General features: G+C 65.2%; 15 protein-coding genes. 7 read left to right on the forward strand and 8 right to left on the reverse strand.

Annotated elements, in window-relative coordinates:
* Positions 1-25 precede the first annotated feature (25 nt).
* From CI15_RS28290 to CI15_RS28315, 6 genes are all read left to right on the forward strand, one after another.
* On the forward strand, positions 26-1,777 hold the full coding sequence (locus CI15_RS28290) for a SulP family inorganic anion transporter (protein ID WP_062134649.1): 1,752 nt from the start codon (positions 26-28) through the stop codon (positions 1,775-1,777).
* Between the two features lie 89 nt (positions 1,778-1,866).
* Positions 1,867-2,739: a VOC family protein gene (locus CI15_RS28295; protein ID WP_062134652.1), complete on the forward strand. Its 873-nt coding sequence runs from the start codon at positions 1,867-1,869 to the stop codon at positions 2,737-2,739.
* 81 nt (positions 2,740-2,820) lie between these two features.
* Positions 2,821-3,678 (forward strand): amidohydrolase family protein, encoded by an 858-nt coding sequence (locus CI15_RS28300; protein WP_062134656.1) that lies wholly within the window; start codon positions 2,821-2,823, stop codon positions 3,676-3,678.
* A gap of 407 nt (positions 3,679-4,085) precedes the next feature.
* Positions 4,086-5,819, forward strand: coding sequence for a pyrroloquinoline quinone-dependent dehydrogenase (locus CI15_RS28305; protein WP_062134659.1), 1,734 nt, complete (start codon positions 4,086-4,088; stop codon positions 5,817-5,819).
* Entirely contained in the window at positions 5,816-6,436 is a 621-nt protein-coding gene (locus CI15_RS28310; RefSeq protein WP_062134661.1) for a c-type cytochrome, read from the forward strand. Before CI15_RS28305 ends, CI15_RS28310 begins: the two co-directional genes overlap by 4 nt.
* Before the next feature lie 15 nt (positions 6,437-6,451).
* The gene (locus CI15_RS28315) at positions 6,452-7,114 is read left to right on the forward strand and encodes an ankyrin repeat domain-containing protein (protein ID WP_062134664.1); all 663 of its coding nucleotides are present in this window, start codon (positions 6,452-6,454) and stop codon (positions 7,112-7,114) included.
* Between the two features lie 22 nt (positions 7,115-7,136).
* On the opposite strand, the gene gph is transcribed toward CI15_RS28315, so the two are convergent.
* The 5 genes from gph to CI15_RS28340 all read right to left on the reverse strand — a co-directional run bounded on the left by gph (position 7,137) and on the right by CI15_RS28340 (position 10,802).
* A complete protein-coding gene (gph, locus tag CI15_RS28320; RefSeq protein WP_062134667.1) occupies positions 7,137-7,856 on the reverse strand; it encodes a phosphoglycolate phosphatase in 720 nt (239 codons plus the stop codon).
* A complete protein-coding gene (locus tag CI15_RS28325) occupies positions 7,847-8,668 on the reverse strand; it encodes an HAD family hydrolase (protein ID WP_062134670.1) in 822 nt (273 codons plus the stop codon). Before CI15_RS28325 ends, gph begins: the two co-directional genes overlap by 10 nt.
* Before the next feature lie 125 nt (positions 8,669-8,793).
* Positions 8,794-9,216, reverse strand: coding sequence for an ExbD/TolR family protein (locus tag CI15_RS28330; protein ID WP_062134673.1), 423 nt, complete (start codon positions 9,214-9,216; stop codon positions 8,794-8,796).
* Positions 9,207-9,986, reverse strand: coding sequence for a MotA/TolQ/ExbB proton channel family protein (locus CI15_RS28335; RefSeq protein WP_062134676.1), 780 nt, complete (start codon positions 9,984-9,986; stop codon positions 9,207-9,209). Before CI15_RS28335 ends, CI15_RS28330 begins: the two co-directional genes overlap by 10 nt.
* 42 nt (positions 9,987-10,028) lie before the next feature.
* Positions 10,029-10,802: an energy transducer TonB gene (locus tag CI15_RS28340; RefSeq protein WP_241495964.1), complete on the reverse strand. Its 774-nt coding sequence runs from the start codon at positions 10,800-10,802 to the stop codon at positions 10,029-10,031.
* A 180-nt stretch (positions 10,803-10,982) separates the two neighbouring features.
* Between CI15_RS28340 and CI15_RS28345 the strand changes: the two genes are divergently transcribed.
* Complete coding sequence (locus CI15_RS28345; RefSeq protein ID WP_062134682.1) at positions 10,983-12,113, forward strand: YVTN family beta-propeller repeat protein; 1,131 nt, start codon at positions 10,983-10,985, stop codon at positions 12,111-12,113.
* Positions 12,114-12,257: 144 nt separating this feature from the next.
* Here CI15_RS28345 and CI15_RS28350 read toward each other — a convergent pair whose 3' ends face one another.
* The 3 genes from CI15_RS28350 to CI15_RS28360 form a co-directional block, all read right to left on the reverse strand.
* A complete protein-coding gene (locus CI15_RS28350; RefSeq protein WP_161950073.1) occupies positions 12,258-12,515 on the reverse strand; it encodes a hypothetical protein in 258 nt (85 codons plus the stop codon).
* A gap of 89 nt (positions 12,516-12,604) precedes the next feature.
* The gene (locus CI15_RS28355; protein ID WP_241495965.1) at positions 12,605-13,099 is read right to left on the reverse strand and encodes a tlde1 domain-containing protein; all 495 of its coding nucleotides are present in this window, start codon (positions 13,097-13,099) and stop codon (positions 12,605-12,607) included.
* A gap of 110 nt (positions 13,100-13,209) precedes the next feature.
* The gene (locus CI15_RS28360) at positions 13,210-15,573 is read right to left on the reverse strand and encodes a TonB-dependent receptor (RefSeq protein ID WP_062134691.1); all 2,364 of its coding nucleotides are present in this window, start codon (positions 15,571-15,573) and stop codon (positions 13,210-13,212) included.

The raw sequence follows: 15,573 nt of genomic DNA on the forward strand, positions 1-15,573 counted from the left end.
CTGCTTGCGCAGTCGAGGCACTACGTTGAACAACCCATCCGGCGTCCCCGGTCTCGCGACGGCCGCGCCGCCCGTGCGCGGCTGGCGTGCCGTGTTTCCTCCCGCCCAGTGGCTGCGAAGCTATCGACCGCGCTGGCTCGTGAAAGACGCGGTCGCCGGTGTGACGCTCGCGGCCTATGGCATTCCGGTCTCGCTCGCGTATGCGTCGCTGGCCGGTCTGCCGCCGCAATACGGCATTTACGGCTATCTGGTCGGCGGCCTCTGTTACGCGCTGTTCGGGTCGTCACGCCAGCTCGCGATCGGCCCGACCTCGGCGATCTCGATGCTGGTCGGCGTGACGGTTGCGACGATGGCCGGCGGCGACCCGGCGCGCTGGGCTTCGATCGCGGCGCTCACGGCCGTGTTGATCGCCTGCATGTGTGTGATCGGCTGGCTGCTGCGGTTGAGCTCGCTCGTCAGCTTCATCAGCGAGACGATCCTGCTCGGCTTCAAAGCGGGCGCCGCGCTCACGATCGCGATGACCCAGCTGCCGAAACTGTTCGGCGTGAAAGGTGGCGGCGAGTCTTTCTTCGAGCGGATCGCCGTGCTGTGGGGGCAGATTCCGCTCACCAACGTCAGCGTGCTCGTGTTCGGCCTCGTCTGCATCGCCTTGCTGCTGCTCGGCGAAAAGTTTCTGCCGGGGCGTCCGGTGGCGCTCGTCGTCGTGGCGGCTTCGATCGTGGTGTTGTCGGTCACGCCGCTCGCGAGCCGCGGCTTCACGCTCGTTGGTGCGTTGCCGCAGGGCTTGCCGGAATTTCGTCTGCCGGGGCTGCGGGTGCGCGATGTCGACGGCGTCATCCCGCTCGCATTCGCGTGCCTGTTGCTGGCCTATGTCGAGAGCGTGTCGGCCGCGCGTGCGCTCGCGCAGGCGCACGGCTACGAGATCGATGCCCGCCAGGAATTGCTGGGGCTCGGAGCCGCCAATCTGGCCGCGGGATTGTTCCAGGCCTTCCCGGTCGCGGGCGGGCTGTCGCAATCGTCGGTGAATGACAAGGCCGGCGCGAAGAGCGCGCTGGCGCTGGTCTTCGCGTCGCTCGCGATCGGCTTCTGCCTGATGTTCCTCACCGGGCTGCTCGCGAATCTGCCCAACGTCGTGCTGGCGGCGATCGTGCTCGTGGCCGTGAAGGGCCTCGTCGATGTCGGCGAATTGCGGCATCTGTGGCGCGTGAGCCGCTTCGAATTCGCGATCTCGATGGTGGCGTTCGCGGCCGTGCTGTTGTTGGGCATCCTGAACGGCGTCATCGTCGCGGTGCTGGTGTCGATGCTCCTGATCATCCGCCGCGCCGCGCATCCGCATGTCGCGATGCTGGGACGGATTCCCGGCACGCGCTATTTCTCGGATCTCGAACGTCATGCCGAAAACGAGACGATTGCGCATGTGCTCGCGGTACGCGTCGAAGCGTCGCTGCTGTACTTCAACATCGAGCATGTGCGCGAGACGATCTGGCGGCGGATCCACGCGGCGCCCGAGCCGGTGCGACTGGTGATCTGCGATCTGTCGGCCTCGCCGTTCGTCGATCTGGCGGGCGCGCGCATGCTCAAAGCGCTGCATGTCGCGCTTCAGTCCTCCAACGCCGCGCTGAAGATCGTCGGCGCGCATGCCGACGTGCGCGACTTGCTGCGTGCCGAGGGGCTCGAAGAGGGTGTCGGCCACATCGGCCGGCGCGTGACGGTGGCGGACTTCGTCGACGCGTTCCAGCGAAATGGCGATGTCGCGGACGGCGTGGACCGCGGTTGATATCGAGGATCGAGCGCCGCGCGCGAACTGTTTGCCCTGTTGATGCATAATTTGCCCAGCGTTTCGCGGCTCATGCACAAGGCAAACACATGGAACACTCCTACGCTAACGACGACACCGGCAATCTGATCCTGCTCGAACACGTCAACCTGAAGATCCCCAACCAGATTCTCGCCACCGCCTTCTACGTCACCGGCCTTGGGCTCACGCGCGATCCTTTCGTGATGACCGGTGTCGAGAATATGTGGATCAACATCGGTCGATCGCAGATTCACTTGCCGCACGGGGCAGCGCAACGTTTGCGCGGCAGCGTCGGTCTCGTGGTGGGCGAGCTCGAAGCGCTCGCGACGCGTCTGCGTTCGGTCGAACCTCTGCTCGCCGGCACGGAGTTCGGTTGGAAGGAGCGCGGCGGCAGCATCGAAGTGACCTGCCCGTGGGGCAACCGCTACGAGTGTCTCGATCCCGCCGGTCGATCCGCGTCGGCACCCTGGTCGAACATCGATCTGGGCATCGCGTTCGTGAAGATGGATGTGCCGGTCGGCAGCGCGTTGCCGATCGCGCGTTTTTACCGCGATATGTTCAACGCGCCCGTCGACATCGAAGAGCAACGGGGATTGCACCGCGCCGTGATCGAGGTCGGCACGCATCAGCAACTGCTATACGCGGAAACGACCGAGCCCATTCCTGAATACGACGGCCACCACATCGCCATTTACACCGCCGCATTTTCGGGGCCGTACGAGCGCCTTGACGCAAAAGGCCTCGTGTATGGAGAAGAGCCGCACCAATACCGGTTTGCCGACCTCGTCGATCTGTCGTCCGGAGAGCGTTGCTTCAGGCTCGAGCACGAAGTGCGGAGCCTGCATCATCCGCTGTACGCGCGACCGCTCGTGAACCGGAATCCGGAACAGACCAACCGCAACTATCTGAAGGGTGCCGATTCGCGCGGCGGCCGGTTCTGATCAGCGCCATGCGCGCGGCGCGTCGTCGAGCGCGCGGCTCGCGAGACCCCCGCGACGCCTGCCTTCTGAGTGGAAAAACCCATGAGCGTATTCGACGTAGACAAGATCGACTGCCATTGCCACGTGTTCGATCCGATCCGCTTTCCGTATCGCGACGACACCGCCTACCGGCCGGCGCAGCAGGAGGTCGGCACCGCCGCGCAGTTCGTGCGCGTGATGGATGCGTATGGCGTGCGCCACGCGCTGCTCGTCGGCCCGACGAGCGGCTATCGCACCGACAACCGCTGCCTGATCGACGCGCTCGAAACGTACCCAGCGCGTTTTCGCGGCATTGCGGTGGTCGATAACGACATCGGCCGCGGCGAGTTGGCCGCGTTGCGGCGGGCCGGGGTGGTGGGCGTCGCGTTCAATCCGGCGATGGAGGGCATCGAACTCACGCGCGAAGCGGGCGCGTTGTTCGGCATGCTGGCCGACCTCGGCATGCTCGCGCAGATCCAGGTCGCGGGCGACCAGATGACGGTGCTCGGCCCATGGCTCGCACGGCAGCCGGCCGCGATCGTCGTCGATCACTGCGGTCGCCCGAACCTCGCGGACGGCGTCGCGCAAGCCGGCTTCGATGCGTTGCTGCGGCTCGCGGATAGCGGGCGAGCCAGCGTGAAGCTGTCGGGCTGGCAGAAGTATTCGCGCGCGCCGCATCCGTACGAGGACACCTGGCCGTACGCGCAGGCGCTATTGCGCGCGTTCGGGCCCGAGCACTGCGTATGGGGTTCCGACTGGCCGTTTCTGCGCGCGCCGGAGCGGCTCGACTACGGTCCGCTGCTGACGATGTTCGAGACGATCGTGCCCGACGCGAAACTACGGCGGCAGATCCAGTGGGACACGCCGCGCCGCTTGTTCGGTTTCGACGCGACGCGCGGCGGCGAACATGGGTCGCAGTAGCCGCATGAGCGGGATGTGTCGACGGGCTTGCTGCTCGACCGGAGTGGGGCGAGAAAGACCTATTTTCTGGCGCAGATGAGCGATGCGCCGATGGGATCGAGCGTCGCCGATCGAATGACGGCCATCGCGCACGTTCATCGCTTCCCACTCCTTAACGATTTACTCTAGAAAATCCACATCACATCGGCTACCCTTAATCGAGCCGGTTTTCCGCGGACCCGTGCAGTACTTCCCCCCACTCTGCGAAGCCGACCCGTCCTGACAAAGCTGACAACGATTCGAAGCCGTACGCTGTTGCCGTCTGCGAGGGTTGCGCCATCGTGCTGTTTCACGCTGTCGTCCGCGTGGATCAATGTCGCACTCCTGCGCTGCAATTCATAGGAACAATAAAAAGCAAGGAGACGCTCATGCCATTCAACCGTATTCAGGGAATTCTCGGCCTGCCACTGCTCGCCATTGCCTGCGGCTTGCCGTTGGCGCATGCCGCCGACGAAGTGCAGAACAGCTCGACCACCACCGCCGCGCCGGTGCCCTCGACGCTACAACCCGTGAGCCAGGAGCAGCTCGATCGCGCCGGCGGCACGACGACGGGCTGGCTGCATCCGAACGGGTCGTACGCGCAGACGCGCTATTACCCCGGCTCGCAGATCAACAAGACGAACGTCGCTAAGCTCCGACCGGTGTTCATCTTTCAGACAGCCGTCAGCGAGTCGATGGAAACCGCGCCGATCGTGAAGGACGGCGTGATGTTCCTGACCACGTCGTTCAATCACGTGTACGCGATCGATGCGACGACGGGCAAGGAGTACTGGCATTACAAGCACAAGATGGGTCCCGTCACGACGTTCTGTTGCGGGCCCAACAATCGCGGCGTCGCGATTTCGGGTGACCGGCTCTATATGGGTACGCTCGACTCCAAGCTCGTCGCGCTCGACGCCAAGACCGGCAACGTGCTGTGGCAAAGCCAGATCGCCAACCCCGACGAAGGCTACTCGGAAACGATGGCGCCGACGGTCGTCGACGGCAAGGTGCTGATCGGCACGAACGGCGGCGAGTACGGTATTCGCGGCTTCGTGAAGGCATTCGACGCGAATTCCGGCCAGTTGCTGTGGACCTTCTACACGATTCCGGATTCCGGCCAGGAAGGCGTGTGGGCCACCAAGGACGCCACCGGCCGCGACGAGAAACGCGACATCGCCGCGGAGAAGAAGCAGCTGGCCGACAAGGGCGGCGACTTTTACAAGACGCTCGGCGGCGGCGTCTGGATGACCCCGGCGGTCGACCGGGAGACGCACACGGTGTTCTTCGTGGTCGGCAATCCGTCACCGGACCTGTATGGCTCGATCCGGCCGGGAGACAACCTGTATACCGATTCGCTCGTCGCGATCGATCTCGACACCGGCAAGTACAAGTGGCACTACCAGTACGTGCCGCACGACGTCTGGGACCTCGACGCGGTGAGCCCGCCGATCCTGATCAACGTGCGCGACAACGACGGCAAGATGATTCCCGGCATCGTGCATGCGGGCAAGACCGGTCACGTGTACGTGCATGATCGCGCGACCGGACGTTTGATCCGCTTCTCGCAAGCGATGATTCCGCAGGAGAACATGTGGACCTTGCCGACCGCGGCCGGCGCGCGCATGTTGCCGGGCGCGAACGGCGGCGTCGAGTGGTCGCCGATCGCGTTCGATCCGCAAACGCGGCTCGTCTACGCGGCCAACCTGCATCAGCCGATGACGTATCAGGTCGAGGACGCCGCCTATCCCGGCGGCAGCAAGCTGTGGCTCGGGGGCGCGTTCAAGACGATCCCGTCCGAGCAGCAATGGGGCAAGCTGTCGGCCGTGAACGTCGACACCGGCAAGGTCGCGTGGGACTACAAGACCGATCAGCCGCTGATCGGCGGCGTGCTCGCGACGGCGGGCGGTCTCGTGTTCAACGGCGAAGGCAACGGCCTGTTCCGCGCGTTCGATGCCGCCACCGGCAAGAAGCTGTGGGAGTTCCAGTGCGGCGCGGGCGTCAACGCACCGGCCGTGTCCTACACCGTGAACGGCAAGCAATACGTCGCGGTCGCGGCAGGCGGCAATACGCAGCTCGACTTCAAGCGTGGCAATAGCGTCGTCGTGTTCGCGGTGCCATGAGGGGGCCGGCGCTGCGGGGAGCGCCGGGGGTGGCGCGCGCTGCATGGGCGGCGCTGCTGTGCGGCGGTTTGATCGCCGCATGGCTGCCGTCGGGCGCGCGCGCCGATGCCGAGGCCGGCAAGGCGAAAGCGCAGGTGTGTGTGGCCTGTCATGGGCCGATGGGCAATTCGACCAGTCCGGACTATCCGATTCTGGCCGGGCAAACCGCGCGCTACCTCTACCTGGAACTGAAGGACTTCAAGCAGGGACGGCGCAGCGATCCGCGCATGTCGCCGATGGCGGCGAACCTTTCGACCGAGGACATGCAGGATCTCGCCGACTACTTCGCCGCGCAGAAGCTCGTGCCGGTGCCGTTCAACGCGGATGGCGCGAGCATCGAAGCAGGCCGCAAGAAGGCCGCCGAGGTGCTGTGCACGATGTGCCACCTGGGCGGCTTTTCCGGGCAGAACGAGATTCCGCGCGTGGCCGGTCAGCAGTATCAGTACATCGTCAAGCAATTGCAGGACTTCCGCTCGCACACGCGCACCAACGACGCGGGCAACATGACCAGCGTGACGCGCAATCTGACTGACGACGACATTCATCATCTGGCCGCCTATATCAACAATCTGCAGTAGCACGGGGACGACACCATGAGAGACAGGTTCATTCGGCCGCTTGCGGCCACCGTTCTGTTTGCCGCCGCATTCGGCGTCGGCGTGCCGGTGTTCGCGCAAGACCAGGGGGAGATCAACCGCCAACTGCTCGCGGCAGCGAAGGACGACGATCAGCAGTCGGTCGTCGCGGCGTTGCAGCGCGGCGCGTCGGTCGATGCGATGAACCGGATCGGCGACACCGCGCTCGTCACCGCGTGCAAGAAGGGCGATACGGCGATGGCGCGCACGCTGATCGAGCGCGGCGCGAACGTGCAGCATGCGAATGCGCTGGGCGACACGCCGTTGATGGCCGCCGCCTACGGCGGCTTCGACGAGATCGTCGCGCTGCTGCTCGCGCATGGCGCCGATCCGCTCGCGACGGACCGCCTCGGCAAGACCGCGATGGAATACGCGGCGGGGCAGGGGCAAACGAAGGTCGTCGCTCAGTTGCTCGATGCCGGCATCGACGTGAACCGCGCCTACAAGAACGATCTGACCGCGCTGATGTGGGCGGCGGGATACGATCGCGCGGAGACTGCCCAGTTGTTGCTGGCGCGTGGCGCGAACCGGTCGTTGAAGGACAACCGGGGGATGACCGCGAAAGATATTGCGGTGCAGACGAAGTCGGAGCGGGTGGCGGGGTTGCTGTCGGCGAGCTAGGCGTTCGACGCGGGTTCGAACGTCACTTCGCGCTCGCGTCGACGTTCTCGCTGGCGTCGGTGACCGGATGCGGCCGAGTCAGAAGTGACGGCAACGCCTCGAACGAATCGATCAGCTCATCGCAGCGCAGCAAGTCAGTGCCGCTCGCGCAGCCATAGCCATAGCTCACGATAAAGACCGGCAGACCGGCCGCGCGCGCCGCCGCGATATCGACGGACGAATCGCCGACTAGCGCACAACGTTCAGGCTCGGCATCGAGCAACCGGCACGCGTGCCACAGCGGCTCGGGCGACGGCTTCATGCTCGCCAGAGTGTCGCCCGCGACCAGCACGTCCAGCCAGGCGGCGAGTCCCGTTTTCTGCAGTAACGCTGCCGCCAACGTTTTCGGCTTGTTGGTCACGCATGCGCAGCGGTAGCCGTGCTGTCGCAAGGCACGCAGTCCGGCCATCACGCCAGGATAGACCCGCCCAAACGCGGCATTGGTCACCGCGTAGTGCCGCTCGAACACGGCATGCGCGTGCTCCAGCTCGACGCGCTCGTCGAGGCCCGCCGCGTTCAGCGAGCGTCGCACGAGTTCACGCACGCCGTTGCCGATGAAGCCGGTCACCAGGTCGAACGGCAGCGACGCGGCGCCGAAGTCCTTCAGCATCAGGTCGACCGCGGCGGCGATGTCGGGCGCGGTATCGACCATCGTGCCGTCCAGGTCGATCAGGACTGCGTGGTACTCGCGAATCATTGCCATGACGCGCTCGCGTCCGGTCGATCCGCGTTCGACGCGCCGCGCGCAGCCGAGTCGGGACGGCGTGTGGCGTCTTCATGCCACTGGCGCAGCATCGCCAGATCCACCCAGCGATGCCATTCGCCGCGCACCATCTGAAGATTCGGCGCGTGCGGATCACCGAGATGAGGCAGCACGGCGAGCGCGCCATCGAAGTCCTCATGCGCGGTAAACGCGCTCGGCGTAACGACGACCGGCACGCGCGCGGCGCGCGCCGCCAGCAGGCCGTTGCGGGAGTCCTCGAAGGCGAGGCAGGCCGAGGGCTGCAATCCCAGCTGTTCGAGCACGTGTCGATAGACATCGGGGGCGGGCTTTTTCGCCGGCGTGGTGCTGGCGTCGCCGATCGCCGCGAAGCGATGGCGCCAGCTCGCGCCGAAATGCGCCTGCAACAGCGCGTCGAGATTGGCGGGCGTCGTGGTCGTCGCGATTGCCACGCGCAAGCCGGCCTCGTTCGCTTCGTCGATCAGACGCGCGATGCCAGGTCGCAGCGGCACGCCGCGCTCGCGCACCCGCTCGGTGTAGTAGCGCGTCTTCAGCGCGTGCAGCGCGTCGACGGCCTCGCGTGCTCGCGGGCCCTCGGCTTCTTCGCGCTCGATCGTGCGCCAGTAATGCAGCAGACGCTCCTTGCCGCCCGCCACTTTCAACAGACGCGCATAGAGCGCCTCGTCCCAGAACCAGTCGAGGCGCGCTTCGCCGAATGCGGCATTGAAGGCGTGCAGATGAGCGGTCTCGGTGTCGGCGAGCGTGCCGTCGACGTCGAAGATAAGGGCTTGCATCGTGCGGTCCTCGCGTGGATGGTGTGCCGTTCAGACACGCACCACGATAGCCGAGCCGTCCGCCGATTCAAATTCAGAGATTCTTTTGCCACCGATAAGCCGTGCTTTGGCTTCGCCGCGTCGCGTCATTTGCCGAGCCGCGGATCAGTCACGAAACCCATCTTCGTCAGCCCGCCGCGCTGCGCCGCCGACATCACGATCGCCACCCGCTCATACGGCACCTTGCGATCGGCGCGCAAATGCAGCTCCGGCTGCGGCGTCGCGAGCGCGGCCTGCGCGATGCGCGCGCGCAAGCCGTCGTCGGTCACGGGCTGGCCGTCCCACATGACCGTGCCGTCCGCCTGCACCGCGACGTCCACGTGCGCGGGCTTGACCGCTTCGGGCTGGCTGCTCGCGTGCGGCAGATCGATCCTGACCGCGTGCTGCAGCGCCGGAATGGTGACGAGAAAAATGATCAGCAGGACCAGCATCACGTCGACGAGCGGCGTCATGTTGATCTCGTTCATCAGGCTTTCATCGTCGCCGTCGGAGAAAGGGCTCATTGCCATTCGAGGTCTCCGTCACGGGTCGCGTTCGTTGCGCTCGTTGCATTGGTGCCGCGCGGCACCACGCGCATCTGCGGCCCGGCACTCGACGGCAATTGCGCGCCGGTTACGAAGTACGCATGCAAGCCGTGCGCGAAACGCTTCAGGCGCGCGACGATCGAGCGGTTCGCGCGCGTCAGCCCGTTGTAGCCGAGCACGGCGGGAATCGCGACGAAAAGCCCGAATGCGGTCATGATCAGCGACTCGCCGACCGGCCCGGCGACGTGATCGATCGAGGTCTGCCCGGTCTCGCCGATCACGATCAGCGCATGGTAGATGCCCCACACCGTACCGAACAGCCCGACGAACGGCGCGGTGCTGCCGATCGACGCGAGGATCGCGAGGCCGCTTTGCAGTCGGGCGATCGTCTCGTCCATCGTGTCCTGCAGACGGCGGGTGATCCAGTCGGACACGTCGATCCGATCGTGCAGATGCTGCTGCGTCTGCCGATGGTGCGTCGCCGCTTCATGGCCTGCCAGCGCGAGCGCGAGCAGCGGGTTGTCGTGCGCGCTCGATTCCGGGTGGCCGAGGGCGCGCAGGCCGTCGTCGAAGCGATCGGCGCTCCAGAAGCGCGCGTCGCTCTGGCTGGTCACGCGCCTGAGGCGCAGCAGTTGCCACAGCTTCACGATGATCACCGTCCACGACAGCACCGACATGATCACGAGCACGCTCAGAATGCCGCGCGTGACGATATCACCCGAATCCCAGACGTTTGCGAGTCCGTAATGTTGCATGGCGATTTCCTCGTTGATTGTCCTGGTCCTGTTGCGGTTGCGTCACTCGGTCAGCCCGAACACGAACGACTGCGAGTACGCGGCGCGCACCGGCGTGCCGCTTTCGGTATAGGGCTGGCAGGCGCCCGCATGCACGGCGGCGAGCGCTGCCTCGTCGAGCCGCGCGGAACCGCTGCTCGTTTGCAGCTGCGCCGTTTCGATGCGCCCGGTCACCCCGACGACGAAGCGCACGACGGCGGTGCCATGCTCGCCGCGCCGCTTCGAGACGTCGGGGTAGTCGGGCTTCGGAATCGAGCAGTCGACGTGCGACACGTTGCGCGGCTCGCTCGACGCGGGCAGCACCGGCTGGGCGGCGGGGGCCGATGCGGCCGACGGTGCGGCGGCCGTTGGAGCGGCGGCTTGCGGGGTGGCCTGCGGGGTGGCCGGTGGCGTGACGGGCTGCGCGGCGCTTTCGCGTGACGGCGATGGTGTCGGCGCCACCACGCTGCGCGGCACCTGTGCATGCGGTTGCGGCGCGGGCTTGACCCTGCGCACGGCGGGGCGCGTCACGGTCGGCGCGGGCGGAACGGCGGCGGCGGGTGTGGGCGGCGCGGCGGGCGCAACGACGGGAGCGGGAGGCTCGGGACTCAACAGCAACGCGGTGATGGTCCTCGGCTCGACTGGCCGCTCGACGATCCTGTGACGCGCGTTCAACGCGATGACGAGCAGCACCAGATGCGCTGCGATCACGGCGCCCAGCACGATGGCCGCGCGACGGTAGCCGGCCGCGGCATGCGCAGGACTTGCAGGGTTCGCCATGGCAACTTGCAGCATCATCGCCACCTCCGCGGTCATTGTCCTCCGGCGACCCTGCTTTTCAAACCCGCGACGGCCGGGGCGACGCAATTCGGGAAAATCTCCCGCCCGATCCGCGTTGTCAAACAATCGCCCGGTGGGCTACCTTGAAACGATGACGCGAACTTTCGCGGCGCCGCAATGACAACACGGAGTACAACGATGCTGGAGACACGGATTTCCCCCCGACCGCCACGCCGTTCCCTCGCGCTGGCCTGCGCGCTCGTACTGGGCGCGAGCGCGGCCGCGCATGCCGCAGCCGCGCCGCTCGCCTACGTGACGAGCGAGAAGGCCGGCGTCGGCGTGATCGATCTCGATCAGATGACGCTCACGCAGACCTTTCCGGTCGGCGCGGACGGCCCGCGCGGCCTGAGCCTGAATGCCGACGGCACGCGTTTGCTGGTCGCCAACAAGAACACGGACGATCTCGCGGTGATCGACACCGCCACGGGCAAGGTCGTCAAGCGCGTGAAGATCGGCAAAAACCCGGAATACGTGCGGGTGCGCAACGGCTATGCGTACGTGACGTACGAGCCCGGCGAGGACGGCGGCCCGCCGGGAGCGAAACCGGAGGGCAAGCCCGAGGCGAAGGGAGATAACAAGCCCGAGGCGAACGCTGGCGGCAAGCCCGGCGCGGACGACGACGACGCGAACAAGCCGCCCGCCGAAATCGCGATCATCGATATGAAAAACTGGCACGTGATTCGTTCGGTGACGAGCGGCCACGAAACCGAAGGCATCGAATTCTCGCGCGACGGCCAGATGATGCTGGTCACCAACGAAGGCGACGATACGGTGTCGGTCTATCACGCGCGCACCGGTGCGCCGATCCGGACCGTGAAGCTCGCGCCGGGTGGCCGGCCGCGCGGCATCCGGCTATCGCCGGACGGCAAACACTATGTGGTCACGCTGGAGTCGCTCAGCAAGTTGGTCGTGATCGACGCGCACACGTTCGAGGTGCTCAAGACCGTCGATACCAAGCTTGGGCCCTATGGCGTCGCGTACGGCCCGAACGGTCAGCGGCTGTTCGTGGCCGCCGCGCGTGACCAGACGGTGCAGGTCTTCGACGGCCACACCTACGAACACATCGCCGATGTGCCGGTCGGCAAGCGCTGCTGGCATTTCAGCTTCACGCCGGACGGCTCGAAGCTGATGGTCGCGTGCGGGCGCTCCGATGCGGTCTATGTGCTCGATGCGAAGAGCTATCAGCCGGTCAAGCAGATTGGCGATTTGCCGCTTGCATGGGGGATCGTGACCTATCCGCATAGTGATGGGTCGATTGAATCGCATTGAGCGTCGAGTCGCTTTCGGCCTACGCGAGCACCGCAAAAAGAAAGCCCCGCCGAAGCGGGGCCCACGGGTACGTGCGAGCGAGAACGTTTTTGATCGAGACGTTACGCGAGGATCGACGTCGTTTTGTCGGCAGCGGGGGCGTTTTTATGGTGCGTCGCCGCTGAATTTGCGTTCGATCAGATAGACATCGACCCCGGACATGGAGCACTCGACGGACGACGCGCTGTTGACGGTGATAACGTGAAACTCGCGGCCGGCCCGGGAATGGAGAACGATCTCAAACACCTGTCTGTAGAGATCCTTACCGGTTTTCTCGAACGAGACCGGCGTCGCTCTCGTTCGGGACTCGTCAAAATCTCCGGCTTTCACAAGCCCCGCGTTCTGGAGCGTTACCTCTGCCATGGCGACCGGCCAGCTCTTGCACGGAAGCCCCGGTGGGCGCGCGAAGCCGAAAGCTGGCACGAGGAGAAAAACCGCACACAGGCGCCGCATCAGTAGACGACCTCCAGCGTATGGTCGCCGCTGTTCCATATCTGCGTCCGGACCGTCGAGCGTTCGATAATGCAACCGTTCGACGCCTCGCCCGGTTGTGCGATGCTGTCGCCGTGGATAAGGAACCCGTCGCGGCCGTAGGTGTGCGTCCCGTTGATCGGCGTCAGTCGCAAGACATTTCCGCCCGCGTGCCGGTGCGTGAAGGGAGCGCCGATCCGGTATGTTCCGCGCGGAATGGGTCCGATGTTCGAAACTCCCTCTTTGCTCGGATTGTTTTTTCCGGCGCCCTTGCCTGAGTATCCGAGCTCGATAAACGTCGCGTCGTGATAAAGCCGTCCCGTCGATTGCTCGTATCTCCAAACCATATACAGACCTCGATCATTTAAATTTGGAGTCCATTTTAACTCGTTGTTTTGATGGCTAATTTTTGGGATGGAACGACCCGTTCTCTCTGGCAGGCCAGCGAAGTGCATCTCGAATACGGACAAAGACATAGGTATGTCGACGATCTATTTGATGTCGCTGCCGAAATCGACAGCGAGCAAATAATGACCGTGCGACAGGCTGTCCGTACATGGGCGATGGCCCAAAATCTCAAACCCCGCTACTTCCACGCATACCTCATCCCCACCCAGAAACTCCTCGGCGCCCCCGGTCCAACGAACTGCTCGTTGACCGGGCTCGTGCCATTGAACGTGCCCCCCGGTCCGGTAAAGAAGTTCTCCCCGAGCGCACCAAAGCTCGCATAGCGCTTGTCGAGCAGATTCGTCACCGAGGCGAACACCTGAAGCTGCTTGGTCACGTTGTAAGCCGTGTCCATATCGATCAGCAGATAGCCGGAGATCTTGCCATTCACGTCCTGGTTGTTCTCGTCACCCTGCGCATAGATGCTGCCGCGCCACGTCAGGTTCGTGCCGATCCGCCATTTCGCGGTGGCCGCGTAATCGAGCCGCAGCTTGACGGTCGTCGCCGGAATGCTCGGAATGTGATCGCCGGGCCGCACGGTGATGTTGCCGTTCGCGTCGGCGTTCGAATTGCTGGGGCTGCTCTCGACCCACGTCGACTGGTAGGTCGCGTCGACGTAGCTATAGCTGCCGGTCACGGTGAGCGGACCGTACTTCGTTTGGCCAGCCAGTTCGACGCCTTGCCGGCGCGTGCGCCCGACGTTCTGGAAAAAGCCCTGCGAACTGCCCGCGCCGCTGCTGCTGATGAACTGGATGTCGTTGTCGAGCGTCGTGCTATAGGCCGCGGCGCTCCATGTCGTGTTGGCGCCGATCTTGCCGCGCGCGCCGATTTCATAGGTCTTCGAAATGACCGGCTGCAACGACGGATCGGAGATGAAGTCGTTCGGCAGCGAACACGGCGCGTTCGGATCGGCGCAGGCCAGCTCGATCGCGGTCGGCGAACGCATGCCCTCGTTGTAGGTCGCGTAGGCGGTCAGCGAAGGCGTCGGGTTCCAGTTGATGCCGATCGCCGGGTTGAAGCGCGAGAACGTATGGTGGCCGTCGAGCTGCGGCTGCGTGCCGGTCTCATCGCCGATCGTCGCGTCGGCCCAGTTGTAGCGGCCCGACAGGGTCAGCGCCCACTGCGGCGTGATGGAGAGCGTGTCGGTCAGGTAGATGCCGTAGTTCGTGTTGTGCGTGTTCGCGTCGGTCTGCAGCGTGTAATTGCCGATGCCCACCGTCGCGCGCGAATCGGTGAACGCCGCGTCCTGCGACGACTGCGTGAAGCGCGAATCGGCGGCATCGACGGCCATACCCGCGACGAACTGGTTCTTCATGCCGCCGAGCTTGCCGAGCAGCGTCAGTTGCAGGCTCGCGCCGTAGCTGTCGGTCGACACGGTCGACTGCACGTTGGTCGCCTGCAACGTGTCGACGTTGCCGTCGTCGTCGATCGTGCCGAAGTCGTCGTTGACGTTGCTGCTGGTGTTGGTGTTGCGAAAGTGCCGGTAGTACGCGTTGCCGCTCAGCTCGACGTTGTCGTTGAAGTAATGATCGCCCGAGAGTGTCAGGTAGGCGACGTCGTTCTGATTCTGATCGGGATACGTGTACGGTTGCGCGGGGTTGTTGAGGAACGAGCGCGGAATGGTTTGCGTGCCGTGCAGATCGTTGTCCGCGCCGCCGGCCGACAACGACAGTGTCGTATCGGCGTCGGTATAGCGCAGCTTGCCGAACGCCTGGCGGATGCGGCTTTCGTTCTGCTGGGCCCAGCCGTTGTCGTTCAATGCGTTGGCGGTGAAGTAGTAGTCGAGGTTCTGGCCGATCGTGCCGCCCTGTTCGACCTGAGCGGCCTTGCGACCCCACGAGCCGCCCTGTATTTCGGCTTCGCCGATCGGGTCGTCCTTGCCGTTCTTCGTCGTGATCGACAGCGCGCCGCCGAGCGTGTTGAAGCCGAAGGTCGGATTCGAGCCGGGGATCAGCTGAATCGTGTCGATCGCCTGTTGCGGTAGCAGGTCCCAGTTCACCACGTCGCCGAACGGCTCGTTCACGCGCACGCCGTCGACGAACACCGACAGACCCTGCGGCGTGCCCAGGAGCGGCGACGCGGTAAAGCCGCGATAGAACAGGTTCATCTGATACGGATTGCCTTGCGCGTCGGAGATGGTGACGCTCGGCAGATTCGCCGCGAGGTAGTCGCTGAGCGTCTGACGGTTCTGCTGTTCGAGCTTCGCCGCGTGGACCGTCTGCACGTTGGCCGGCACCAGCGGGAGCGGCGTGCCGATGCCGAGCAGTGGCGTAGTGCCGACGATGACGATCGGCGCGAGGACCGTGGTGGGTGTCGTGCCGCTGTTGGCGTTGGTATCGGCTGCGGCCGAAGAAGCCGGGGCCGGCGCCGACGCCGCGACGGGAGCCTCCGCCTGCGCCCATACCGTCGTGGACAAACCGGCCAACGCGCCGCCGACGCAGAAGGTGATGCCGGCACGCCGCTGAAGCCGGCGTTTGCGGCGTGCCTGGGTTCGCATGCTCAT

The organism is Paraburkholderia monticola (genome assembly GCF_001580545.1).
Taxonomy (GTDB): domain Bacteria; phylum Pseudomonadota; class Gammaproteobacteria; order Burkholderiales; family Burkholderiaceae; genus Paraburkholderia; species Paraburkholderia monticola.